Annotated in this window: 25 protein-coding genes and 3 pseudogenes; 14 read left to right on the plus strand and 14 right to left on the minus strand. The window is 68.0% G+C overall.

Features of this window, described 5'->3' with window-relative positions; translation table 11 throughout:
• Positions 1-110: 110 nt before the first annotated feature.
• On the minus strand, positions 111-566 hold the full coding sequence (locus tag OG622_RS48645; protein WP_371583784.1) for an alpha/beta hydrolase fold domain-containing protein: 456 nt from the start codon (positions 564-566) through the stop codon (positions 111-113).
• A gap of 87 nt (positions 567-653) precedes the next feature.
• Between OG622_RS48645 and OG622_RS48650 the strand changes: the two genes are divergently transcribed.
• Positions 654-1,175, plus strand: coding sequence for a hypothetical protein (locus OG622_RS48650; protein ID WP_371583786.1), 522 nt, complete (start codon positions 654-656; stop codon positions 1,173-1,175).
• Positions 1,176-1,611: 436 nt separating this feature from the next.
• Here the strand turns inward: OG622_RS48650 and OG622_RS48655 are convergent, their stop codons facing one another.
• Both OG622_RS48655 and OG622_RS48660 read right to left on the minus strand, forming a co-directional pair.
• Positions 1,612-2,028, minus strand: a complete 417-nt coding sequence (locus OG622_RS48655) for a hypothetical protein (RefSeq protein WP_371583787.1) — start codon at positions 2,026-2,028, stop codon at positions 1,612-1,614.
• A 425-nt stretch (positions 2,029-2,453) separates the two neighbouring features.
• Positions 2,454-2,794 (minus strand): annotated as a pseudogene (locus OG622_RS48660) (transposase); the annotation flags it as partial.
• Between the two features lie 81 nt (positions 2,795-2,875).
• Between OG622_RS48660 and OG622_RS48665 the strand changes: the two are divergent.
• The 3 genes from OG622_RS48665 (at position 2,876) to OG622_RS48675 (ending at position 5,255) form a co-directional block, all read left to right on the plus strand.
• Complete coding sequence (locus OG622_RS48665) at positions 2,876-3,286, plus strand: hypothetical protein (protein WP_371583789.1); 411 nt, start codon at positions 2,876-2,878, stop codon at positions 3,284-3,286.
• A 290-nt stretch (positions 3,287-3,576) separates the two neighbouring features.
• Entirely contained in the window at positions 3,577-4,539 is a 963-nt protein-coding gene (locus OG622_RS48670; RefSeq protein WP_371583791.1) for an alpha/beta fold hydrolase, read from the plus strand.
• Positions 4,540-4,694: 155 nt separating this feature from the next.
• The gene (locus OG622_RS48675; RefSeq protein WP_371583793.1) at positions 4,695-5,255 is read left to right on the plus strand and encodes an NADPH-dependent FMN reductase; all 561 of its coding nucleotides are present in this window, start codon (positions 4,695-4,697) and stop codon (positions 5,253-5,255) included.
• 191 nt (positions 5,256-5,446) lie between these two features.
• Here OG622_RS48675 and OG622_RS48680 read toward each other — a convergent pair whose 3' ends face one another.
• Entirely contained in the window at positions 5,447-5,713 is a 267-nt protein-coding gene (locus OG622_RS48680) for an aldehyde dehydrogenase family protein (RefSeq protein ID WP_371583795.1), read from the minus strand.
• A gap of 206 nt (positions 5,714-5,919) precedes the next feature.
• Between OG622_RS48680 and OG622_RS48685 the strand changes: the two genes are divergently transcribed.
• Complete coding sequence (locus tag OG622_RS48685) at positions 5,920-6,444, plus strand: hypothetical protein (RefSeq protein WP_371583797.1); 525 nt, start codon at positions 5,920-5,922, stop codon at positions 6,442-6,444.
• A 599-nt stretch (positions 6,445-7,043) separates the two neighbouring features.
• On the opposite strand, the gene OG622_RS48690 is transcribed toward OG622_RS48685, so the two are convergent.
• Positions 7,044-7,424: a hypothetical protein gene (locus OG622_RS48690; RefSeq protein WP_371583799.1), complete on the minus strand. Its 381-nt coding sequence runs from the start codon at positions 7,422-7,424 to the stop codon at positions 7,044-7,046.
• A gap of 127 nt (positions 7,425-7,551) precedes the next feature.
• Here OG622_RS48690 and OG622_RS48695 point away from each other — a divergent pair, with 127 nt between their 5' ends.
• Complete coding sequence (locus tag OG622_RS48695; RefSeq protein WP_371583801.1) at positions 7,552-9,900, plus strand: alpha-L-fucosidase; 2,349 nt, start codon at positions 7,552-7,554, stop codon at positions 9,898-9,900.
• Positions 9,901-10,126: 226 nt separating this feature from the next.
• On the opposite strand, the gene OG622_RS48700 is transcribed toward OG622_RS48695, so the two are convergent.
• The 4 genes from OG622_RS48700 to OG622_RS48715 all read right to left on the minus strand — a co-directional run bounded on the left by OG622_RS48700 (position 10,127) and on the right by OG622_RS48715 (position 13,276).
• The gene (locus tag OG622_RS48700; protein WP_371583803.1) at positions 10,127-10,303 is read right to left on the minus strand and encodes a hypothetical protein; all 177 of its coding nucleotides are present in this window, start codon (positions 10,301-10,303) and stop codon (positions 10,127-10,129) included.
• Positions 10,304-10,738: 435 nt separating this feature from the next.
• A complete protein-coding gene (locus OG622_RS48705) occupies positions 10,739-11,032 on the minus strand; it encodes a hypothetical protein (protein ID WP_371583804.1) in 294 nt (97 codons plus the stop codon).
• An 884-nt stretch (positions 11,033-11,916) separates the two neighbouring features.
• Positions 11,917-12,264, minus strand: coding sequence for an SDR family NAD(P)-dependent oxidoreductase (locus OG622_RS48710; RefSeq protein ID WP_371583806.1), 348 nt, complete (start codon positions 12,262-12,264; stop codon positions 11,917-11,919).
• 13 nt (positions 12,265-12,277) lie between these two features.
• The gene (locus OG622_RS48715) at positions 12,278-13,276 is read right to left on the minus strand and encodes a helix-turn-helix domain-containing protein (protein ID WP_371583808.1); all 999 of its coding nucleotides are present in this window, start codon (positions 13,274-13,276) and stop codon (positions 12,278-12,280) included.
• A 190-nt stretch (positions 13,277-13,466) separates the two neighbouring features.
• Here OG622_RS48715 and OG622_RS48720 point away from each other — a divergent pair, with 190 nt between their 5' ends.
• From OG622_RS48720 to OG622_RS48735, 4 genes are all read left to right on the plus strand, one after another.
• A complete protein-coding gene (locus OG622_RS48720) occupies positions 13,467-13,850 on the plus strand; it encodes an MmcQ/YjbR family DNA-binding protein (RefSeq protein WP_371584451.1) in 384 nt (127 codons plus the stop codon).
• Between the two features lie 8 nt (positions 13,851-13,858).
• Positions 13,859-14,221 (plus strand): MmcQ/YjbR family DNA-binding protein, encoded by a 363-nt coding sequence (locus OG622_RS48725; RefSeq protein ID WP_371583810.1) that lies wholly within the window; start codon positions 13,859-13,861, stop codon positions 14,219-14,221.
• Between the two features lie 77 nt (positions 14,222-14,298).
• Positions 14,299-14,802 (plus strand): PPOX class F420-dependent oxidoreductase, encoded by a 504-nt coding sequence (locus tag OG622_RS48730; RefSeq protein WP_371583812.1) that lies wholly within the window; start codon positions 14,299-14,301, stop codon positions 14,800-14,802.
• Positions 14,803-14,852: 50 nt separating this feature from the next.
• On the plus strand, positions 14,853-15,833 hold the full coding sequence (locus OG622_RS48735) for an alcohol dehydrogenase catalytic domain-containing protein (RefSeq protein WP_371584452.1): 981 nt from the start codon (positions 14,853-14,855) through the stop codon (positions 15,831-15,833).
• A 604-nt stretch (positions 15,834-16,437) separates the two neighbouring features.
• Here the strand turns inward: OG622_RS48735 and OG622_RS48740 are convergent.
• Positions 16,438-16,809: a DoxX family protein gene (locus OG622_RS48740; RefSeq protein WP_371583814.1), complete on the minus strand. Its 372-nt coding sequence runs from the start codon at positions 16,807-16,809 to the stop codon at positions 16,438-16,440.
• A 236-nt stretch (positions 16,810-17,045) separates the two neighbouring features.
• Between OG622_RS48740 and OG622_RS48745 the strand changes: the two genes are divergently transcribed.
• From OG622_RS48745 to OG622_RS48755, 3 genes are all read left to right on the plus strand, one after another.
• The gene (locus tag OG622_RS48745; protein ID WP_371583816.1) at positions 17,046-17,513 is read left to right on the plus strand and encodes a MarR family winged helix-turn-helix transcriptional regulator; all 468 of its coding nucleotides are present in this window, start codon (positions 17,046-17,048) and stop codon (positions 17,511-17,513) included.
• A 116-nt stretch (positions 17,514-17,629) separates the two neighbouring features.
• Positions 17,630-18,739 carry an LLM class flavin-dependent oxidoreductase gene (locus OG622_RS48750; protein ID WP_371583818.1) on the plus strand — a complete coding sequence of 370 codons (1,110 nt, stop codon included), beginning with the start codon at positions 17,630-17,632 and terminating at the stop codon, positions 18,737-18,739.
• Positions 18,739-19,179 (plus strand): tetratricopeptide repeat protein, encoded by a 441-nt coding sequence (locus OG622_RS48755; RefSeq protein ID WP_371583820.1) that lies wholly within the window; start codon positions 18,739-18,741, stop codon positions 19,177-19,179. Before OG622_RS48750 ends, OG622_RS48755 begins: the two co-directional genes overlap by 1 nt.
• A gap of 99 nt (positions 19,180-19,278) precedes the next feature.
• Here OG622_RS48755 and OG622_RS48760 read toward each other — a convergent pair.
• The 4 genes and pseudogenes from OG622_RS48760 to OG622_RS48775 all read right to left on the minus strand — a co-directional run.
• Positions 19,279-19,770 (minus strand): annotated as a pseudogene (locus tag OG622_RS48760) (hypothetical protein); the annotation flags it as partial.
• A 261-nt stretch (positions 19,771-20,031) separates the two neighbouring features.
• Positions 20,032-20,415 carry a VOC family protein gene (locus tag OG622_RS48765; RefSeq protein WP_371583822.1) on the minus strand — a complete coding sequence of 128 codons (384 nt, stop codon included), beginning with the start codon at positions 20,413-20,415 and terminating at the stop codon, positions 20,032-20,034.
• A gap of 286 nt (positions 20,416-20,701) precedes the next feature.
• Positions 20,702-21,181: pseudogene (locus OG622_RS48770) on the minus strand (PucR family transcriptional regulator); the annotation flags it as partial.
• Positions 21,182-21,196: 15 nt separating this feature from the next.
• Positions 21,197-22,405 (minus strand): LacI family DNA-binding transcriptional regulator, encoded by a 1,209-nt coding sequence (locus OG622_RS48775; RefSeq protein WP_371583824.1) that lies wholly within the window; start codon positions 22,403-22,405, stop codon positions 21,197-21,199.
• A gap of 113 nt (positions 22,406-22,518) precedes the next feature.
• Between OG622_RS48775 and OG622_RS48780 the strand changes: the two genes are divergently transcribed.
• Positions 22,519-22,992 (plus strand): hypothetical protein, encoded by a 474-nt coding sequence (locus OG622_RS48780; RefSeq protein ID WP_371583826.1) that lies wholly within the window; start codon positions 22,519-22,521, stop codon positions 22,990-22,992.
• Positions 22,993-23,303 lie beyond the last annotated feature (311 nt).

Below are 23,303 nucleotides of genomic sequence, written 5' to 3' on the forward strand. Positions count from 1 at the left end.
GGGCCCGAGAGTGCGGCGGCCCAGGCGGCACCGCACCTCGTGAGCCGCGCAATGCCGCGCAGGGCATGCACGTCACGCTGTCCGGGCTTACCGCGGCTACTGTTCGAGCTTCAGGCGCGCTGGATGACAGTGACCGACTCGGCGTTCATCGGCTCGTTGATCTTCGGCCCGGGGATGGCGTGGGACCCGTGGACGGTGCCGGGGACGAGGTGGAGTTCGGTTGGTACGCCGGCATCAAGGAGGCGCTGGGTGTAGGCGATGGCTTCGTCGCGCAGAGGGTCGAACTCGCTGACGCAGATGTAGGCGGGCGGGAGGCTGGTCAGGTCCTCGGCGCGGGCCGGTACGGCGTAGGCGGAGACGTCGGGGGCCACCCCGACGCCCCGGGCCGCCCAGGTAGAAGTTTCACACGACGGGCAGGTCGGACCCCTTGAGGATCGGCGTGTCGGTGAGCTCGGCCATGGACGGGGTGTCGAGGCGGTCGTCGAAGGCCGGGACGCGCAGGAACTGGAAGCACGGCTCGGCCCGCCCCGGTCGCGGGCCATCAGGCTCAACTTGTACGTCGCCATGTCGATGCGCGCAGCATGTCCTGCAGCACTCGGGCACGGCCGCGGGTGGAGTCCTTCTCGTCACCCGTGGCCCGGAAGCTCGGGCACATGACGCCGCCGGAATCCGCACGGCACCGTCCCACGCCGATGCGCCGCGTGGACCCAGGGGCCGTCCCGGCCTCCTCGGCTGTCACGGGCGACACACTCGACCTGCTGGCCGAGTTCGGCTTCGACTGGGGCTCGTCCCTGGTGGGACGTGACTTCACGCCCTACCGGCCGCGGATGGTTGTGGAGCTCGACCAGGAGAATGGCAACACCTTCGGGCCCGAGAGCCGGGTCCTGGAGTTCCCCGTCTCCTGGCTTCTCGACGACTTCCCGGAGCTGGAGTCCTTCAAGGGCAACGCCCTGATGCAGGCCAATGGTGTCGTCCTCGCCCGTTGGAAGGACAGCTTCGACTTCGCCCACGAGCGCTGCCCGGGCGGGGTCGCGAACTGGACGCTGCATCCGCCGACCATCGGCCGGGCCCACAACCTGCTCATGCTCGAGAAGTTCCTCGACCACGTGACGTCCTTCGATGACGTCTGGTTCCCCACGCTCTCGGAGCTCTTCGACAGCTGGGAAGACGGCTGAACAACCGACGCCGACGACAAAGCGCTCGGTCCGGACCGCGGACCGAGCGCTTTCGCTGTACGGAGAGGACGTCGAGTCCGCTTCTGGTGGCGGCCTCGTCCGGGTTGGGTGAGGCCGCCTTGGCGGGTGAGGCGTCCGAGGCGGCTGCGGGTGACGTTCATGACCAGGACGTCGGGGCATGCCGAGGGGTTCGTGCCGGTCGAACGGGCCGTCGCGTGGATCGTGCACCATGGCCACCGGCCCTGCGCTACCGCGGCACCATCAAGAACGACACCTGGCTCCACATCCGAGTCGCCGCCCTCGACCTCCGCCGGCTGAGCAACCTCGGGCTCACCCACACCAGGGGCACCTGGCACCTTGCACGGGCCAGTACATGGCCGGAGGGCTGTCAGGCCTCACGGCCGGACAGCCCCTCACCAAGGTCTTCATCAACCTTCTAGCGGTCAAGCCAGCGCTGCAGCGCCTCGAGCCCGTTCTTTGGATGTGTGTTGAAGCTCAACCGGATGCCCGGCTGGAGGTCGATGAGCACGTTGACGATCCGCTCGAACAGGATGGTGTTCTCCGGGACGTTCCGAATGCCGCCGCCGATGAGCGCCAGCCCGAACGAGCGCCCGGAGAACCGTCGGCGCAGCTCGGCCTCAGCCTCGTCGGCGTCCATGCCGATGCCGCACATCTCGCCGTCGATGCCTGCGTCCTGGAGCGCCGCCCAGCCGCGCTCGATCTGAGTGGCCAGCTCCTCGACCGTCGCAAACCCCGGCGGCAAATCGTCCGGCGCAAACGCATCAGCGCGGATGCCGATGGCCAGCACGCGCTCATTGGGCGGAGGCTTCACCTGGGAGTTCTTGTGGGACATGGGGTCGCTCCTCCACGGCACTATGGCCCCCTCTGATGGCACACCCATGGCGCCACAGTTCTACGGGGGAAAATCGAGAGAAAGGTGACAGGTCTACCGTTGACGTGTCAAGTTCTTCGGACTTTTTCGCCGTTCACCAGATGTGAGAACAGACGCCGCACGGGGCGGAACGCTCACAGGTTCGTGAGTGCTGTGAGCACGCTACAGTCCGCTCCAGGCTGCCTGATGCGACGCGCTGGCCCCCGGCTTTGGCATGGTCAAACTGCCCCCTGCCGCTGTGCGCTGGTCGGCAGTCCAGTTGACAGAGTGGGCTCGTTTGACCGGCCGCTCCGTGCGCAGCGAGTGCAAGATGCCGGGCAAGGCGGACGTCATCGCGGTTGCACCTGCCGCCTTCCCCAGGGTTAGGTCTCGTCGATCATGTTCACAAGGGGCGTGCCCGCCTGGTAGTTGGTCACCTTGCCGGCCGTGCCGGTGTACTGGCGCGACCCACAGGCTGACGCGTCGTCGAGCTTGAGGAAGCCCATGTCATCCTCTTCCGTGCGGGCCGGGCCCGCAGATGCGCCGGATCCCACGGGCTGGTGGTGACGGAGTGGGTCAGGGCGTCACGGTTGCCATGCTCGCCCAGTCGGGCGGCCATCGGCTCCACCGATTTGCGCTGCTCGTCCAACAGCAGGCCCCGCGGGTAAGCCCTGCTCCGCCGACGCTGATCCGCCCGCGTGACTCTGGCATGCCGAGCGTTGAACAAGGTGGATGGGTATTGATACATCAACAGTTGATGTATCACCCTCATCTGAGGAGCGGCACTCATCCCGCATGCGCTGCCCCGCACAGCGGAGGCTCCCACCGCATGCCTCTCCTCGACCACGAGAGCGACAACATCTGTATGAAGGCCTTTCGCAAGAGCACCGCAGCAGCGGCCGCACTGGCAGCGGCCTTCCTCGGCATCCTGGTCACGCCGGGGCAGGCCCAAGCCGAGTATCCCTCGGCCCGAGTCGTGGTGTGCAACTTCGCCAACAATCGGGTGCTGACCTCGGTCACCGTTGAAGGCCTCAACCAGAACAACAGCTACTACAAGACGCCGAATCTGAGCGCCGACGTCGAAAACTGCGGCTACCGGTGGACCGACTACTGGTGGAAGGGCGGCCAGAACCTGAAGGTCACACTCAACTTCCGGACAGGCTCACCGGTCACTCCGCACTGCTGGATCCCGTCCGACGTGCAGGACGGCAGACTGCTGCCGTGTGCCTACGCCACCTGACACCTGCGCCGTCCTGACTCCGGCGCTGACCCCGCGGCGCCGGAGTCCAGGGGAGCGTGCCAGACCTCAGGCGTCCTTGAACTCCTGCCGCTGACGTTCCGTCGATGGCGTCCCGTCGTGTGGTGCAGCCGATCAAGGTCGAGGTGTGGGCGGGGCTTGCACCCGTCCATGCGGCGCCGCACCCGGACGTCGGACTCGGCAGCGCCCCGGCCCCGATGAACAGACGCTGACTGCCCCCATTGCAGCGGGTGAGGCGGCCATGCGAGAGGTGGTTGGTCATCACCACGTGCATGTTCTCCGCCGATCCCGACGACGCAGAAACAGCAACGATCAACAGGTCCGCGCCGTGCGAGGACCACGTCAACAGGGAGAGTCTCCCCATGCCCAGCCAGCAAACCCACCCTCGCAAAGACGCCGTGCCGAACACCGTCGACACCGTGGCGCACCTGCCCCCAGGCTTCACCGACACCTTCACCAGCCGCATCGTTGACGTCAACGGCATCGCGGTGCATGCAGTCGTCGGCGGAGACGGCCCGCCGCTGCTCCTGCTCCCCGGCTGGCCGCAGTTCTGGTATTGCCGGCAACTGGTGATGCCGGCGCTCGCCGAGCACTTCACCGTGATCGCCGCCGACCACCGCGGGCAGGGCGCCAGCGACAAGCCCGCCACCGGCTACGACGCCGCCACCCTGGCCGACGACCTGGCGGGACTGATGGCTGCCCTGGGCCACAGCCGCTACGCCGTCGCCGGTATCGACCTGGGCATGGCAACCGGCTACGCACTCGCCGGCAGTCATGGTGAGCGCGTCACCCAACTCGCGGTCGTCGAGGCGATCCTGCCGGGCATCTCACCGTTGCCGAACCTGCTCTCGGACGCGACCACCAACGAGTTCCTGTGGCACTTCGCCTTCAACCGCCTGCAGGACATCAACGAACGCATGGTCGCCGGTCGCGAGGAGATCTACTTCGGCCATCAGTTCGCGACGAAGGCCGCCTCACCCGATGCCATCCCGCCTCACGCCGTAGACCTGTACGTCGAGGCTCTCCGCGACCCGGCCGCGCTGCACGCGAGTTTCGAGATCTTCCGAGTCGACAACGACCCGCTGATATTGGGCTGGCAGAAGGAGGGACCACTGGACACCGGTGCTGGCGATCGGCGCAGAGTTCTCGACCGGCGCCAGCGTCGAACAGGTCATGCGGCAGGTCGCCACCGACGTGACCGGACTGGTCGTTCCCGGCTCAGGGCACCTTCGTGACCGAAGAAGCGCCGGACGCCATCGTGAAGGCGCTGCTCGACTTTTTCGCTGAACAGCTCAGTCGGCGGGGCGCCCCGGCGTCATCCCTGCCCCCCTCACACGTCCTGAACATTCGTTCAGGAAAGCCCAACCATCCACACGCTCAAGGGAATTCCATGACCAGGATCGGCATCATCCTCGGCAGCACCCGCCCCAACCGCAACGGCGAGCAGGTCGCCAAGTGGGTCTACGACATCGCCTCCCGCCGCACCGACGCCGAGTACGAGCTCGTCGACCTGCGTGACTACCCGCTGCCGCACCTGGACGAGCCCCTGCCCCCGACGATGGGCCAGTACCAGGGCGAGCACACCAAGAAGTGGGCGGAGAAGATCGCCTCCTTCGACGGGTTCGTCTTCGTCACCCCGGAGTACAACCACAGCACCTCCGGCGTCCTCAAGAACGCCATCGACTACCTGTACACCGAGTGGAACAACAAGGCCGTCGGATTCGTGTCCTACGGCGGCGTCGGCGGCGCCCGGGCCGTGGAACACTTGCGCCTGGTCGTCGGCGAACTCCAGATGGCCGACGTCCGCCAGCAGGTCGCCCTGTCACTGATGACCGAGTTCGAGAACTTCACCATCCTCAAGCCGGGCGAGTACAACGTGCAGGCCGTCGGCACCATGCTCGACCAGGTCGTCGCCTGGAGTGACGCCCTGGCACCACTGCGCGCCGCCTGAGAGCAGCTCGACCGCGTTCTCCTCGGTACTCGGTTTCCTCTCGTCCCAGGGCCCACTGGATGGTCGTCCGACATGGCGCCGGGTGGTCGCTGCTCTGTCGCTGTGTGAGGGGAGGACGACCTTCCTTCTGCTCCCGCCGTGCGTGGCGGCGGGAGTCGAAGGCAGGCCGCCGGGTGTCCGGCGTACGCGCGTCAGGACCTATCCGGCCACGGGTGGGAGGATGGACTCATCCTGACGTAGCGCATCAGGCCCTTGAGACCGTTCTGGCGGCCGAGGCCGCTGGCTTTGCAGCCGCCGAACGGTGCGGGGCTGTTCATGGAGTAGCCGAGGGTGCCGGTGCGGATGCGCCGGGCCAGCGCCGTGCCGCGTTCGATGTCAGTCCAAACGCTGCCCCTGAGGCCGTACTCGTTGTCGTTGGCCGATGCGACGGCCGCCCTGCAGATCGCGGAGACTGTCAAGAGAATTGAGGTCCGCCCGCCATGTGACGCGTGCGAACTGCCACTCGCCGTCGCATCAGGCCAAGGTCTCGGCCAGGTCGAGGACCCCGCGGCGGAACTGGCGCACAGCCGCGGGCGTGCCGGCCCGGGAAGGCTGCTGGACCGATTGACTTCTAGTTGATGTGTCATATATAAAGATGATGCATCAATTAAGAGGATTGTGGATCATGGAATCAGTGCAGAGCCGGCAACAGGCGGCACCCGGTGCCTTTACCGCCTTCGCCCGCTTCGTGCTCTTCGGTGGCGGGGTGGGGCTCGCCTCCAGCTTCGCCGTGGCAGCCCTCGCCTCCTGGCTTCCCTGGGCCCTGGCCAACGCCCTGATCACGGCGGCTTCCACACTCCTCGCCACCGACCTGCACGCCCGCTTCACCTTCGGTGCGGGCGGGCGCGCTACCTGGCGCCAGCACGCGCAGTCGGCCGGGTCCGCGGCGGCCGCATACGCCGTGACCTGCGTGGCGATGCTTGCCCTGCAACTGCTGGTGTCGACGCCCGGTGCGGTGCTGGAGCAGGTCGTTTACCTGTCCGCCTCCGCACTCGCCGGTGTCGGGCGGTTCGCGGTGCTGCGCCTGGTCGTCTTCGCGCGGAACCGCTCGCAGGTCACGGTCACCGTCCGCACCGTCCGTCCTGTGCGCGTGACCGTGGGTCGCGCGTCGGCCCCGGCCGCCCTCGCGGTGCTCCTCCGCGCTGCCTGACCGTGGCGCCGGGCGGCCAAGCCGCGAAGCTCTACGCACCATACCGCCCCCGGTAGCCGGCGAGGTTGTCCAAGAAGTGGGGACGTGCTTGGCTCCACCTCAAGAAACACGCCGCCACGCAGTGCCGGGTCGCAGGGCGGTTCCCCGCCACCTGGTCCTCCACAGACTCGGCGCCCGCGGCAAGACGGATCGGGCAACGCTCCGCCATCGGCATGTGCTGGTACTGACGATGAGCGCAACTACTTCTGTCAGGACCGCGGCCGTAGCGCTCGTGTCCTGTTACCTGGTGGGCCGGGTGCGGCCGTGTAACGGGACGGCGCCTGGGCGAGCCGGTTCGCAGCATCGCGGAAATCGCCCGGTCCCGTTGACCGCCGAGCGGATGTTCCCGGTGGGGCGCTCGCTGGCGCGAAAACCAGGAGTAACTGCGGCGCACCCTTCCCGGTCTTCGCGCCGAGACATTGCAGGATCTTGACATGGGCGTGGTGCGCGTCAGGGCCTGGCAGACAAACGGCCCTGTCCTGTAGTCGGTGGTGGCGAAGCGTGACCAGATCCGTTGGTGTCGCGTGCGAGGCGTCGGCGGGTGATTCCGCCCGAGAAGGTCATGCATCCGCAGGGCGGTGGCCGATGGCGAGGGGCGGCAGGCGTTTGCCGCCGACCTGCCCTACCTGCACGCCTTCGCCAACGGCCTCGAGCTCGGTGTTGCTCTGTACGACGAGCAGCGCCTTGCCGTCCGGGGTTCGCGCGATGCCATTGGCGTTGAACCCACTCTGGTAGGCGATGTCACCACTGAGGGGTATGTGGACCAAGGCGTCAACGGCACCGTCGTCGATGTCGACGGCGGCCTCGTCCGAGCCTGACGGCCCGCCGCTCCTGACGGTGTCCTCGCCCGGCCGAGGGCTCAGATCAAACCGTCCGAGCAGCGTGACGCCGTACACCCGAGCCGACCGCTGTGCGACTGAGATCCGCCAGAAATTGGTCAATCAGTACATGTGTCCCGGCCACCCACTTGTCGTCCTACCTATTCTCTCAACTTTCCTCTCTGTCGGCACCGTTGACACCACCACGGGTCCATTCAATCATCAGACATCCGATGATTTGGAGTCGCTCATGGGTACGTATCCGAGGCGTCAGGTCCTGGGCGCCGCAGCCGGAGTCGCCGCCGCGGCGGCCCTTCCCCTCGCCTCAGCCAACGCCGCACACGCCGCCGAACCGCTTGCCGAGTACGCCCGGTCGTGGGCTCCCGTCCCCGACCCCGTCCCTGTTCCCCTCGACTCCCTCTACGACAACGACGGCGTCGACACCGCCTCCGCACGGGGCGGTGACTTCGACGGCTCGGGCTACACGTTCCCGGGCGAGGAACTTCCCACGGGCCGTGTCGAAGTCGACGGCACGCCCTTTGTCTTAGCGGCCTCGGACGCAGGCGCGAAGAACAATGTCGTCGCACTCGGCCAGCGCGTAGAACTGCCCAGAGGCCGCTACCTCTCGGCCCTCTTCCTCACCGCGGGCAGCTACGGCAACGCCTCCGGCAAAGCCACGGTCCACTACGCGGACGGCTCGACCACGACCGCCACCCTCGGTGGATCCGACTGGTACTCCACGGGTGGATCTCTGTCGGCGCCGTACCGCTACACACCGGACGGCACCAGGGACGAACACCGTGTGGGGATCGGCACGTCCGAGTTGTGGCTCGACCCACAGCGCGACGCCGTGGCGATCACGCTCCCGGTGACCAATCCGGCCCAGGCGAACAAGGCGTCGCTCCACGTGTTCGCGCTGTCCCTGCAACCTGCCGCCCAGGGGCGCGCGCTGGCCCTGCGCGCGGCCCGGTCCACGAACTCGCTGCTGGAGTCGTCCGGCGCCCAGAGCATCGAAGCCACCGTCGTCAACGCGGGGACGGTCTCCGTCCTGGCCGCGGACGGCGTGTCGGTGGGCGTCGAGGTTCCGGGAGCCCGCACCGTCGAAGCCGCCCGTGTCCGCCGCCTGGACCCCGGTGAGCAGGCCCGCATCCGCGTGGGCATCCGCAACCGTGCGGGCACCGCCCCCGGCACGGTCCGCGACGGCTCGGTGACCGTCACCGGACGCGGAACCCAAGTCGCCGCGCAGAAAAGCCGGTTGACCCTCGGTGTCGCCGACTACCAGCCCACCGCGTCCTCTCTCTCCGGCCACCAGGCGTCGTACTGGTTCCAGGGCGCAAAGTTCGGCATCTTCATCCACTGGGGCGTCTACTCGGTGCCGGCCTGGTCGCCGGTCGGAAAGCAGTACGCCGAGTGGTACTGGAACCACATGCAGGACCCCGCGAACGCCGTCTACGGGTACCACCGAGAGACATATGGCGAGAACTTCGCCTACGACGACTTCATCCCGATGTTCACGGCGGAGAAGTTCGACCCGCGCGCCTGGGTCGAACTCTTCCGGGACGCGGGCGCGGAGTACCACGTACTGACCTCGAAGCACCACGAAGGCTTCGCCCTGTGGGACACGAAGGTCTCCGACCGCAACTCCGTGAAGATGGGCCCGAAGCGGGACCTCGTCAAGGAACTCTTCGACGCGTCCCGTCGCTACACCCCCGAACTCCACCGCGGGCTCTACTTCTCCATGCCCGAGTGGTTCAACCCGGACAACCCCTGGATGGGTCACGCCCCGCGCAATCCGTACACCCAGGATCCGGTGCCCTACACGGGTTACACCGGGGGCAAGGACTTCGTGAAGGACTACCAGGCCCCGCAGATGCTGGAGCTGATCGAAGGCTACGACCCGGAGCTCATCTGGTGCGACATCGGCGGCGCCAACGACAGCCTCCGTGTCCTGGCCGAGTACTTCAACCACGCGAAGAACCGCGCCCGGCCCATCGAGGTCACCGTCAACGACCGTTCGGGCATCGGCTTCCACGACTTCACGACCCCCGAGTACACGACGTACGACAACACGGTCGTCGCCAAGTGGGAGTCCAGCCGCGGCCTGGACCCGTTCAGCTACGGGTACAACCAGGCGACCCCGGACGACGCCTACATGACGACCGAGGAGGTCGTGCACAGCCTCGTCGACATCGTCTCCAAGAACGGCAACTTCCTCCTCGACATCGGCCCACGTGCCGACGGCACCATCCCCGAGATCATGCAGACCCGGCTGCGCGAGACAGGCCGCTGGCTGCGCACCAACGGAGAGGCGATCTACGACACCACGTACTGGTCCCGGATGGCCGAACTGGGCGAGGACCTGCGGTTCACCATCCGCCCCGACGAGGCCTTCTACATCCACTCCCTGGCCAAGCCGGGCGCCAGACTCACCGTTGAAGCACCGATCCCGATCCGCAGCGGAGACAAGGTGACGATGCTCGGCCATGGCCGGCCCCTGACCTGGACCCGCAGCAACGGGGCGCTGGTGATCGACGTCCCCGAAGCCGCACGCAAGGCGGGGCAGCACGCATGGGTCTTCAAAGTGCACTGGCGTGCCTGAGACCAGGGGGACACCCTGAGCACGACCGGTGGTCGCGACGGCACAACGCTGTTCGCGACACCGGTTTGCGCTCTCAGGGCGTCAGCCTGCCCATTCCGCTGAACAGCCGGGGTGAGGACTGCTGGAAAAAAGGAGCGGAGGTGGCCGGCCAGTTTCTCGGGCTGCTCGTCGGGGACCCAGTGACCGCACTCGTCGATCACCACCTCGGTGACGTCCTAGGCCTGTCCTAGGCCATCTTCCGGCAGGAGGCGGCGACCTCGGACCCACGACCCCAGCCGGTGCCGCCGCCGACCGCCAGGACCGGCATCTCCAGCGGGGGCAGCCCGGTGTTGTCCGCGACGTCTTGGAGGGCGCTTCGGTAGCACTGGAAACCCGCCCGGTTGGTGCCTGGGGAGCTGTACACGCGCAGGTACTCGGCGATGTCCGCGGGATCGATGGCATCGGGCCGCCGTCCGCACCTACTGGGAATCAGCTGTCGTCCTCGAAGACGGCGAGTTCGATGGTGACCGCGACGGGGCTGTTGGCGGGATCGACGACCCCTCCGTGCACGGCGCCGGTGATGTCGCCGACGAGGATGTGCAGCGGCGAGTCCGGTTCGGAGTCCGGCCCCGCACGATGCCGCGGCGGAACCCGGCGTCCACGCAGATGCGCTCCGCGGCCTCGCGCAGGTTCATCCCGGGAAGTACACGGGCGACCACCACGAGCCGGCCCTCGGCCGAGGCCGGGACGTTGGCGGGCTGTGGTGTGAACACCGGCATCCGAGTCTCGGGACCGTCGTCGCTGCGATAGTGCACGCCGGGCAGCGGGTACACGATCGCACGCACCGCTACCGGCCCGATCACCGTGTCGGGGAGGAGGACGTGGCCTGCCCGCACCGCACCCTCCGCGTCGATCCATGCCGCGTGACACAGTGGATGAACGGCTCGCCGTTTCGCCTCCCCAGAGTCACCGAACCCCGGATGAGGTTGACGGGCCCCTTGGCGGTTCTGCCCTCTCCGTACTGGAGGGCCTTGCTGCCGTCGGGGCAGTCCGTGGGAATGCAGTACTCCAGGGTGTCGAAGGTGCCGCTGAGAATCTCGGTGTGGGCGGAGTCGACACCCTTCTCCTGTGCCACCTTCGCAAGAGCGTCCATCAGCCGCATTCCCGGGTCCAGCGAAACATTGACCGGAGTCGACCGTGCCTCGACGCGCGATCCGCTCCTGGGAGGGTGGCCCGGGGTGACGCAGGGCTCGACCACGGTCGGCGCGCTCACGAGCCGCTCCCGGATTCGCGGTCACTGCATGGCGTCATCGTCGACCTCCGGTCTGGGGCTCCTCGGCCCGTCGAAGTGGCGCGCCCCATGCTGGAAGGAGGGAATCCGAGCGGATACCGCGAAATGCAGCCAGCCGCGCGCCGCTGCTCCTCGTTCTGTCGAAAAACGCAGATGGCAGCGGGGGCTTCAGTCGATTCCGTCAGCGCGTCCGGGATGCGGCGGTCTCGCTTTCGGGTCTGAGCACCAAGGATCACGGCGTACTTTCGTAACGCTTCCAATGGTCCGTGGTCGCCGGCGGCCCATAACTGTGCGCAACTCACCGAGTGATCTCATTTGCGTCACCACCCCCGCGATGAATCTCCCGGCCGACTCAGCGGCCGGCTGGACGACGCATGCCGTTGCCGCCCGGGACATCGCCGGACCATGGCAGGAGCAGACCACGCAGCGCAGAGCAAGGCTTGTCGGACTCAAGAAGCGAACTGCGGCCGTCGGCAACAGGCATCAGAACGTTCCCGGCGCGACCGAGGGCACGACGGCCCGTCAGGGCGTGCGTCACGGCAGACGCTGACTCGGCGGGGCGGCCGCCGGCCTCTGCGCCGTGCTGCTCGCCACCGCGTGCGCGCCGCAGGCAGCGACCTCCTCCGGCTCGGAGGCGGACGTCGATCGCGACGTCGCCGCGGCCCTCAAGAAGGAGGGCCTGGTGAGGTTCCACGACGGCCAGTACATGGAGAACTCCCTCCAGGCCTACGTGATGAAGGAGATCGTCACCGAGCTCGGCGGGAAGGCCGAAACCGTTCAGAGCGGCCCGGCCGAGGCCGCGGCGGCGATGTGCAAGTCGGACGATCTCTGCTCACGTCGACGACCCGCAGGTGGAGCGACGAGGGGGAGGACAGCTCGGCCTTCGTCTCCTCCAGGCGTTCCTGGGAGATGTCACTCGCGAAGACCTCGTATCCCGCTTCGACGAAAGCGCGGGCGATACCGCGCCCGGTGCCGGAGCCTGCCCCAGTGATGATGACGCTCGGTTTGTCCGTGCCTGTGACCCTAGGGATCCTCCGGCGCGGGCCTGAAATGGAATCCTCATGACACGGCACGCGAAGTTTTGGGATATCCACCGGCGGGTGGGTCTCAGGGATCCGGGGCGGCCTGACGAGCCGCGTAGGCGGCGGGTGTGAGGCCGGTGTGGTGGCGGAAGAACCGGCCGAAGTTGGCCGTGTCGGTGAAGCCGAGGTGGTCGGCGACAGCGCGGGCGGTCCACCGGGCGTGGCCGAGCAGACGGCGCGCTTCGAGCAGGCGGCGCTGATCGATGACCTGCCGTGCTCCCGTGTCGGCGGCGGCCCGGGTGGCGCGGCTGAGGGTGCGTACGGAACAGCCGAGCAGCCGGGCGTAGTCGTCGACGTGGTGCAGCTCGCGGTAGCGCAGCTCCAGGGCGTCCAGGAACCGTTCGTAGACCGGCCGTTGCCCCGAGGTGCCGACCAGGGGAGTGGTCCTGGCGGCGACCGGAGCTTGTGTGAGGTCCGGTGAGCTGGCGAGGCGCAGCAGCAGGGCTTCGAGGAGGCTGCACCGCAGGGCGTGATGGGCCGCGAGCGGGCGGCGTCCCAACGCCCGGTGTTCGTCGAGGAGTTGGAACGCGGTCTGCTCCAGCCAGGGGGCGTCGTCGGAATGCGGGGTCAGCACGGCGGGGGCGTCGTGCGAAGTGACGGGAGCCAGCTGGTGGGCGATGTCGGGCCGGAGCGCCTCCGGTTCGAACAGGATGAAGGGCCCACGTACGGCCCTGGGGTCGTGCCAGCACTGCACGTGCCCTGGGCGTACCCACAGCCACTGGCCAGGTGCGACGGTGCGTGTGACGTGGTCGACGTCGTGCCGCAGTTCACCCTCCGTCACGAGGATCAGGTAGTGGAAGGTGGCACGGCCCGGACGGGGCGGATTCCACGGCCAGTCGTTGTGGTCGGTATGGAAGTCCTCGACGGTGGTCACTTCCAGGCCGTACGGCGTACCGACGGGGGGCTGGAAGCCGTACAGCGGGACGGACTCGGGCTCTGCGCGTACGGCGGGGTCGGGCCGCGGGACGAAGAGGGCGGAGGAATCCTGCTCCGACCTCCTCGGGTGTCGCCTGTCGACCATCATGTGTCCGCAGTTTACCAACTGCTCTGTCGTCAGGGGGGAAAGGATGGTGAGGGCGTCCCGCGCGTCCCGCGTGCTCACCGCCGCGGTCGTGTGGCTGGCACTGCTGTTCGTACTGATCATGCCGGAAACGGCACCGCGCGCCCTGTACCGCCGGTCGGGGCGTCGTGGATCGATGAAGGAGCTGATGACCATGGACGGAGAGACGCTGCAGAAGACCGCCGCCGACTGCGCCGAGGAACTTCCCGGGGCTGGGCTGGAGCACCCGTTCGGCCCCGAGTGGGAGGTGTACAAGGTGCGTGGCAAGGTTTTCATGCTCATGACGCAGGTGACGGGTGAGCCCTCGGTGATTCTCAAATCGGCCCCCGACGAGTCGGCCGCCCTGCGTCACGAGCACGTGGAGATCACCCCCGGATACCACATGAACAAGAGGCACTGGATCACGCTGGAGGGCGGAGACACTGTCGACGAGACGCTGGTGAAGGAGCTCGTGACCGACTCCTACCGTCTTGTCGTCAGCGGGCTCGCCAAGTCCCGGCAGCCTGTCGACCCGCACACCTACGGCCGCCGCACCTGACCTCCGGCATGTCCTTCAACGGCACGAAGCTCCAGGACACCGCGCGCCACACCGCACTCACGCTCCCGGGAGTCAGCCACGGGCGCCCGTTCACCGAGCAGCTGGACGTCTACAAGGTGGCGGGCAAGGTCTTCCTGATCGTCACCGACGACCCGGACGAACTCATCGTCACCCTCAAGGCGGAACCGGAGTACGGGCGTCTGCTACAAGGCCAGTACCCGTCGCTCACTCCGGGCCGCTACCTCGACAAGCGGCACTGGATCTCCGTAGGAGCCGGCCGGGGCGTCACCGCCGACCTGGTCGCCGAACTCGTCGACCACTCCTACCACCTCGTTCTGGCGACGGTTCCGCACAACCGCCGCCCCGGTTGACCAACCGACCAACCGACCAACCGACCGATCGACCAACCGGCCGACCGACCGACGACGGACAAGGACAAGGACCGCCCATGCACAGTATGTCGGCCGATGAATGGCACGCCTTCGTCACGCGCGGCGCGCCCACCGGACGGTTCGCCACCGTCGGGGGCGATGGCACGCCGAACATCACCCCCGTCTGGTACGTCTTCGATGGCGAGGCCTTCCTGTTCACCACGGGAAGCGCGACGGCCAAGGCCCGCAACCTGCGGCGCAACCCCCGAGCATCACTCTGCGTCGCTGACGACGCGCCTCCGTTCGCCTACGTCGAGGCGCGCGGCGAAGTGACGCTCAGCGGGGACCTCGACGAACTCCTCGATGTCGCGACCCGGGCCGGTGCCCGGTACATGGGCGCGGACAGGGCCAAGGAATTCGGCAAGCGCAACGCCGTCCCCGGCGAACTCGTCGTCCGCCTGCGCCCCACCAAGGTCATCGCCTACGGCGGCGTCACCGAGGATGAACAGGGTGACCACTTCCTGGCGTTCAAGAACCCCGTCAAGTTCACTGCGGACCTGCACGGCTTCCTCAGTGCGTAGAACCGACCGTACAGACACCGTACGAACAAGGAGTCGCCATGGAGGGAACAATGCGGGCCATCGTGGTCGCCGAACCCGGCGGCATCGAGAAACTCGTCGTCACAGACGTGCCCTTGCCCAAGGTCCGGCCCGGATGGGTTCGTATCAGGGTCAAGGCCTTCGGGGTCAACGAATCCGAGGTCACCACACGCAAGGGCCTGTCCAGCCCCGACGTGACGCTGCCGCGCGTGCCGGGCATCGAATGCGTCGGTGTGGTCGACGAAGCGCCCGCCGACAGCGGCTTGCGCCCCGGTCAGCAGGTGGCCACCATGATGGGCGGAATGGGCCGCTCGTTCGACGGAGCGTACGCGCAATACACACTGGTCCCGGTCGACCAGGTGATCCCGTTCGACTCCGACCTGCCGTGGGAGACCCTCGGGGCGCTGCCGGAGATGTGCCAGACCGCCTATGGCTCCCTCAGTACCGGACTCGACCTGCGCCCCGGGCAGACGCTGCTGATCCGCGGCGGCACCTCGACGGTCGGGCTGACCGCTGCCGCCATGGCGAAGGACCTGGGAGCCACCGTGCTCTCCACGACCCGTCGCCTCGAACGCAAGGAGACGCTGCGCGCCTTCGGCGTCGACCACCCGATCGTCGATGACGGCGAGATCGCCCGGGCCGTGCGGGAGATCTTCCCGGACGGCGTCGACGCCGCGCTGGAACTGGTCGGCTCCTGCGACCTGCACGACACCCTGCGGTCGGTCCGCGTCCACGGCACCGTCTGCTTCACGGGCGCACTGTCGGACACGTGGACCATCCAGGACTTCAGCCCTCTCGGCTACATTCCGAACGGGGTGCGGCTGACGGCCTACGGCGGCGCCGCCTCCGACCTGCCCGCGGACGTGTTCGCCCATCAACTGCGCGCCATCTCCGAAGGTCGACTCAAGGTCAGCGTGGCGAAGGTGTACCAGGGCCTTGAATCCGTGCGTGAAGCGCAAACCGACCTGGAAGCCGGCGTGACGCCGGGCAAGCACGTGGTGGTATTGGGCTGAGGACATCCGGTGCCCTGCGCGGCGAGTGGCCGGAGCGCGCCGAGGACGGTGGCACCGCCGGGGCGGCACGGCGGATGTCACCTTCCGTGAACACCGACTGAGGGTTCCGCCGAGCTGCCGGTTCTGGCCGCCCCCACCCAACGAGTGAGTGAACTGGATCTCGGCGCGTCGCTCCTGCGCGCGCTGTTCTCCCAGGACGGGATCGGCGTCAGTGTCCATGACCTCACCGCGTAGAACGTCTCGGCGATGTGGGAAACGCAGACCCGGGCTCCCTGAAGCGTGGATCTGCCGGGGGCCGGCCGACGCAGCCGGCAGCAGATTCTGGATCTCATCCACGTGCTGACGCGGAAAGACTCTCCCGAGGACGGGCATGCCACGTTCGTGGTGATCACGCCGACGGGACGGGAGGCGACCGAAGCGGCCGCTCCGCTCCAAGCCGAGGCGGCACCTTCGCTCTCCTCGACCACGTCACCACCGCGGAACGGCGACGCCGGCCAGGATCTCCGAGCGGGTGGTCGAACGGCTGGACCAAGAACCGTTCTGACCGGACGCGATCGGCTGCTCCGGCCGCTGCGGGGCAGCCGGGACGGCGCCGGGGGCAGGCTCACATGGCCAGACCGAGCGTGACTGCGGTCGCCGCCGAGACCAGTGCCAGGACGATGGGCGCCATGGCGTTTCCGCGCGTGGCGGGGTCCGCGTAGTCGCCGGCCTTGGCGTGGAAGCCCACGGCACCGATCATCGTGATCCCGAAACCCACGGCGGCCGCGATGCCCAGCGGCTGCCAGAAGAGCCCCACGACCAGGCCCACGGCCGCGCCGACCTCGGCCAGTCCTATGAAGCGGACCAGCCCGGCACTCAGGCCCATATGAGACTGGAGCCCCGCGGACACGTCACCCTTCAGCATTGCCTTCGGCGCGCCGGCGGCCAGTGCCACAAGGGTGAGCAGCACGCTGAGGACGGCGGCGGTGATGTACATGAGGTGGTTCCTTCCGGAGTGACCCGCGCCCGGTCAGGACGTCGTGCCGGTTGTTTCGTCAACCAGGAACATAGGGAAGGCGTGGTGATGTGTCAACTAAACTGACCGGTCGGCGGCGCGCACCCGGGAAGTGGATCGCGTCCACCTGTCCCTGTGTGGCCACCCCCGGGTTGCCGCCCCAAGGTCGCAGTGGCGCCTCTAGATGACAGTTCAACTAGTCGCCTACACTCGTTCGGATGGACGAATCATCGCAGCGGCTCACCCCGGCGGAGCAGTGTGCCTGGCGCAGCGTCATTCGGATGCACGAGAGGCTCGGCGGACGCCTGTCTCGCGGTCTGCAGTCGGAGTCCCGTCTGTCGGGCTCCGACTATGCCGTGCTCGTCAACCTCACGGGGGCGCCTGCCGGCCGGATGCGCCATGCGGAGCTGGCCAAGGGGCTGGAGTGGGAGAAGAGCAGGATGTCGCATCAGATCTCGCGGATGGCGAAGCGGGGTCTGGTGGAGAGGCGGGAATGCCCCGAGGATGGCCGCGGTGCGTTCGTGGTGATCACGCCCGAGGGGCGAGAGGTGATCACGAAAGCCGCGCCCCGCCATGTCGAGGCGGTTCGGCGCCTGTTCGTCGATCCTCTGACCCCCGAGGAGCTTCGGACGTTCGCCCGCGTGGCGGATCGCGTCGTCGAGCGCCTTGAGCGGGACCAGTGCTGATGCTCGGCAGGTGTCCGTGACTCGGAACGGCTGAGGCGCACGGCCGGAATGCGGATGCGGCGGGGCGCGTTGATGCATATGGTTGATATATCAACTCAAAGGAAAGGCTGATCACGATGCAGTTCGGCATCTTCACCGTCGGTGATGTCGCCACGGACCCGGCCACGGGCCGTACGCCGACGGAGTACGAGCGGATCAAGGCGATGGTCGCCATCGCGCAGAAGGCCGAGGAAGTGGGCCTGGACGTCTTCGCGACCGGCGAGCATCACAACCGGCCGTTCGTGCCGTCGTCCCCGACCACGATGCTGGGCTGGATCGCCGCCCGCACCGAGCGCATCATCCTGTCCACATCCACGACGCTGATCACCACGAACGACCCGGTGAAGATCGCCGAGGACTACGCGATGCTTCAGCACCTGGCCGACGGCCGCGTGGACCTGATGATGGGCCGCGGCAACACCGGCCCGGTCTATCCGTGGTTCGGCAAGGACATCCGCGACGGAATCAGCCTTGCCGTCGAGAACTACGCGCTGCTGCACCGTCTGTGGCGCGAGGACGTCGTGAACTGGGAGGGGAAGTTCCGCACGCCGATCCAGGGGTTCACCTCCACGCCGCGGCCACTGGACGGGGTCCCGCCGTTCGTCTGGCACGGCTCCATCCGCTCACCCGAGATCGCGGAGCAGGCCGCGTACTACGGCGACGGTTTCTTCCACAACAACATCTTCTGGCCGAAGGAGCACACCGGGAAGATGATCGATCTGTACCGGAAGCGGTACGCGCACTACGGTCACGGCAGTGCCGAGCAGGCGATCGTCGGCCTCGGCGGCCACGTCTACATGCGCCGCAACTCCCAGGACGCCATACGCGAGTTCCGCCCGGTCTTCGACCGCTCACCGGTGATGGGCGGCGGGATGTCCATGGAGGAGTACATGGAGCAGACCCCGCTGACCGTCGGAACCCCGGAGCAGGTCATCGAGAAGACGCTGTCCTTCCGCGAGTACGCCGGTGACTACCAGCGCCAGCTGTTCATGGTGGACGGCGGCGGAGTTCCGCTCAAGACGGTGCTGGAGCAGCTCGACATGCTCGGAGAGGAGGTCGTGCCCGTCCTGCGGAAGGAGTTCGCCATGAACCGGCCGGCCCAGGTGCCCGACGCCCCCACCCATGTCTCACTGCTCGCCGCCCGCGACGCCGGCCCCGCGCAGGAGCCGGCAGGAAGGGAGAACTGATGACTGACAACTTCGACACCTTCAACGACCACCCCGCGCAGGAGGGAGTCGCGCCCGACCGCTGGGCCAGTGCCCTGCACCTGTTCGACAACGGCGTCGGCGTGTCGCACGAGGAGACCGTCCTCGAGCGCTGGGAGAGGGCCCAACTGCTCTTCGAGGCCCGGGACTACATCGGCGCCGCCCGCCTCCTTCCCGCTGTCGTCGAGGAGGTCCCGGAGCAGACCGGTCCCCGGCTGCTGTTGGCCCGGGCCTACTACCACTCCGCGCAACTGCGGCGTGCCGAGGAGCAGTTGCGTCAGATCATCGACCGGGATCCGGTGGAGCACTACGCCCACCTGATGCTGGGCCGCACGCTGGAACGCCAGGGGCGCGGTGACGAGGCGGCGCCCTGGCTGCGGATGGCTGCCGCCTTCTCGGGCGAGCTGCCCGCCCAGGACTGAGTCGCGTGTACGCGGAAGGGGGGCACCGGTCAACCGGTGCCCCTCCTCATGCCCTGCGGCCAGGCGCCGCCGGCACGTCATTCCGGAACCGAAGCCCAGATTTTGCGGCAGGTACTTCCACTGGATGCCGGTACGCACCATGAGCGGGATCCCGCACAACGCCTGCCGGTCCGGCACCCACGGCCGCTCGACCAGCTTCGGACCCGGCTGGGGCGGCAACGGCTCGATCGGCGAACACAGTTCATCCGACACGGTCCACAGCCGGCACTGACGTTTCCCCACGACCAAGCGGCCGACGCCGCGTGCACATGGGTGGCGCCAATGGGCGTCGGTTTCGAGAGTGTGCTTCAGCGCACCTCCGCCCCGGTCTTCGAGTACCGGGCTGGCGATGCGTAGGCAGGCAATCAGCACTGGCTCGGCGGGAGATCGGCCTTCACTCGCCAGGCCACCTCCTGTTCGGCGTCGCTGATGACGCGGGTGAACTGATGCACCCACATCGTGCGCAGAACGCCAACGGCAGGCGCCTCCCGCAGCACTCCGGCGCCGCCGCCGCGGCCGCACCTGCCCCGGGGGTGACGACACAGCGCCCATCCCGACAAGGCCGCCCGAGTCCGCAACCGCAACAAGCTCGGCTTCCGCGGCGGTCGTTCGCCGAAGTTCGACAAAACGGACTACCGCGAGCGCCACGTGGTCGAGTGCGGGATCAACCGCCTCAAGAGGCACCGGGGCGGTGGCCACGAAGGTACGACAAGCTTGCAGTCCGCTGCGAGGCGACCGTTCTCATCGCTGCCATCAATGAGTGGCTGTGACCAGCCGTTATATGCAATCGGCCAGGGTGGCCGCGTGTGAGCTTCAGGAAGTGATCGCGGCTCGGTCGGACTCGCTGCGAAGAACGCAGAATTCGTTGCCTTCGGGGTCAGCAAGGACTGCCCAGCCCGAGCCATCGGGATTCCGGTGATCGGTGACGACGGTGGCACCGAGGAGCAGCAGTCGTTCCACCTCCTGCTCACGCGAGGTCTCAGGGCGCAAGCACAGGTGGATCCGGTTCTTGATCGTCTTGGGCTCGGTCACCTCGTTGAAGTGCAGGATCGGGCCCTCCGCCAGCAGCACCTGAGTCTCCCGGTCCCCTGGTTTGTCCTCCGGATGCAGCGGACGGCCAGTCACCCTGCTCCAGAAACGGGCCAGCTCGTAGGCATCCGCACAGTCAATCGCCACGTTCTGCAATACCGAAACCATGCGCGCGAGCCTTCCTGACTTCCGCTCCAGCCGCCACCGAGTTGCGCTCAGCCCTCGCACACACAGCTCGGCACCTGGCAAAGGCGCTTTCGGCACATGCCCCAGTTCGGGAATGCGACGGAGAGATGGATCCGGCCGAAGACCGCGTTGGCCATAGTGGCGGCCACCTCGTCGAGGGAGTCCTCCGGCTGGGGGTACGCCCAGCACACTGTCCCCGCCGTGCAGCACCGCGTCTGGTCAGGCCGGTGGTTGGATCAGCGCTGCCGAGGCCGCAGCTTGTTCGACGTCAGTGGGCTCGAAGTACGTCGAGTGCGGTGAGCGCCGCGTGGAGTTCGGTGCGCTGTTCGCCGGATTCCAGGTCGCGGTCGAGGAGACGCTCGATGGTGCGCAGGCGTTGGTACATGGTTTCGCGGGAGAGGCTGCCCCGGCGTGCGGCGGTGGTTTTGTTGCCGGCCGCTTCGAGGTAGTGGCGCAGGGTCGTCAGCAGGTCGGTGCCGTGCTGGGTGTCGTGATCGATGAGCCGCCCGAGCTGCTGTTCGGCGTACTCCTGGATCCGGGTGTCGTCGCGGAGGGCGTACAGCAGGCGGTGCAGGCCGATGTCGGACAGCTCGTGGAAGGACCGGTCCGGGGGGAGGGGCTGGCCGGGTGGGGTGGCCTCGGCGACGCGGGCCGCCCCGCGGAACGAGCGTGCGGCGTCGGCGAGGTCCGCGATCTCCGAGCCGACACTCACCACTGCCTGCGGGGCCAGGCTGAGCGCGGTGCTGCTGCTCGGCGGCGCCTACTACAAGGCGAAGGACCGGCTGCCCTGAGCCGACGCCGACGCCGACGCCGACGCCGACGCCGACGGCGTCGAAGCCGCGGGGACTTCCCAAGCAGCGGTCCTGGGACGCCCCTGCGGCTTTCCGGTCTCGCGGCCTGTTGCCGCACTCCACATACGTCCACGCCCGCCGTTCTCTCGCCGTACCGGGCGTCGTGTGGACCGGCGAGGGGTCAGGACCGGCTGCACGAGCCGATGCCGGTCCACACCGCTGCGGGCGTTGATGAGAGCGATCAGCAGGTCGACCGCTTCGTCGCTCACCCGGTCCGGGCGGAGGCCCAGCGTGGTGACGGGCGGGGTCGTCGTCGCGTAATCCGGATCCTCACTGATGCACGCCACCAGCAGATCCCGCGGCACTCGAAGCCCGTGCTGCCGGGCGGCGGCGAGGATGTTGTGACCGGAGTCGGAGTAGATGCCGATGACGGCGTCCGGTCGTGGATCGCGGTTGAGCAATCGGCTGACAGCGTCCCGTTCAGCCGTGAAGTAGTCGGGCAGCGGGGCGTACTCCTCGACCAGGGCGAGCATGTCGTGCTCGGCGCACCAGGAGGCGTAGGCGCGTCCGATCAGGTGCGGGTACTCGTCGTCGTGCAGCGGCTGGGAGAGTGCGATCCGCCGAGCGCCGGCCTCCGTGAGGTGGTCGAGCAGGAGGCGCAGGCCCGCTTCGTAGTCGGTGTCCACCCACGCGTCGCGCCAGTGCGGCTGGGGCGGCCGGCCGCCGGTGACCATCGGGATACCCCGCTCCCGCAGGATGGAACACACCGGGTCATCGGCACGCGGCTCGACGTGGATGACACCGTCCATCGGTGTGTTGAGCCACATCCACGGTGACAGGGAACTCGGCATCACCATGAGCATGTAGCCGCGCTCGTGCGCCGCCGACATCGCGCCCAGCGTCAGTTGTGCGTAATAGGGGATCTCCATGTACGAGACGGGAAGGTCGCCGTACGTCGTCATGGTCAGGCCGAGCACTCCGGTGCTCCCGCGGGCCAGGGCCCGGGCCGCGCTGGCCGGGGCGTGACCGACCTCGCGCGCCGCGGCGAGCACGCGTTGCCTGGTCGCCTCGGACAGCCGTCCGGTGCCGTTGAGTGCGTTCGACACCGTGGCCGTGGACACCCCCGCCCGTGCCGCCACGGCGCCGAGCGTGGGACGCCGCCAGGCACGCGAACTCGTCATGTGTACTCCATGTACCCCAACAGCCCTATGACGGCTTGTGGTTAACACCTTAATCACTCAGCGTACCCGGCGACGGCGGTCGGGACGACTGCCGCCGGGTGAGGAGTTATCAGATGCCAGATGTTCTCGACGGCACCTCCGCGGTATCCGCGGACGGCCCGCCGCACCGGCGGACGTTCCAGGCCGCGGCGGGGGTGGGTGCCCTCGCGGTGGCCGAAGCCGCTCCGCTCGCCCGGGCCGCGACCGGTCGGACCCCGGTGCGGGTGGCCACCGCGGTACTGAACGGACGGGTGTTCACCGCGGCCCGGGACGGCGCGCCGGCGCAGGCGGTAACCGTCGGCAGCGACGGAGAAATTCTCACGGTATGCGGAAACACGGACATACGCCGCCGTTTCGGCCCCCACGCGGTCATCATCGGCGCCGACGACGGTACGGTCATGCCGGGCATCCGGGACGGGCACATGCACCCGCTCGGGGCGGGCCGCGCGGTCGAGAACCAGCCGCCTCCCACCCGCCGCGAAGGGCTGATCCGGTCGCAGTCAGTCGCTGGTCATGCACACCGAGGGCGCGGCGAAACAAGTGCATGACGGGAACTCGGGAACATCGCTTCGGCGTCATCGGCGCGTAGGGCTGCCGACCACTGGTCCGGCTGTCCGCGGGGTTCACGAGGGTGATGTCGAGGAAAACGAGAGGGTGCCCCGCGAAGTGTTCGCAGGGCACCCCATGAGGCACGTGTGGTCCGCTCGACCAGCGTGCCGATCGCGGAACAAGAACAGTCGAGGCCAAGTAGGGTCAACTTCTCGCCATGTTCCGTACTCTTGCCCCGCCCAGGGGCGCCGTATCAGATCGGGACGCTCGGGTCCCCGCGACCGCGCGGGTACCGGGCCAGTGCGTCACA

The organism is Streptomyces sp. NBC_01314, assembly GCF_041435215.1.
GTDB lineage: Bacteria > Actinomycetota > Actinomycetes > Streptomycetales > Streptomycetaceae > Streptomyces.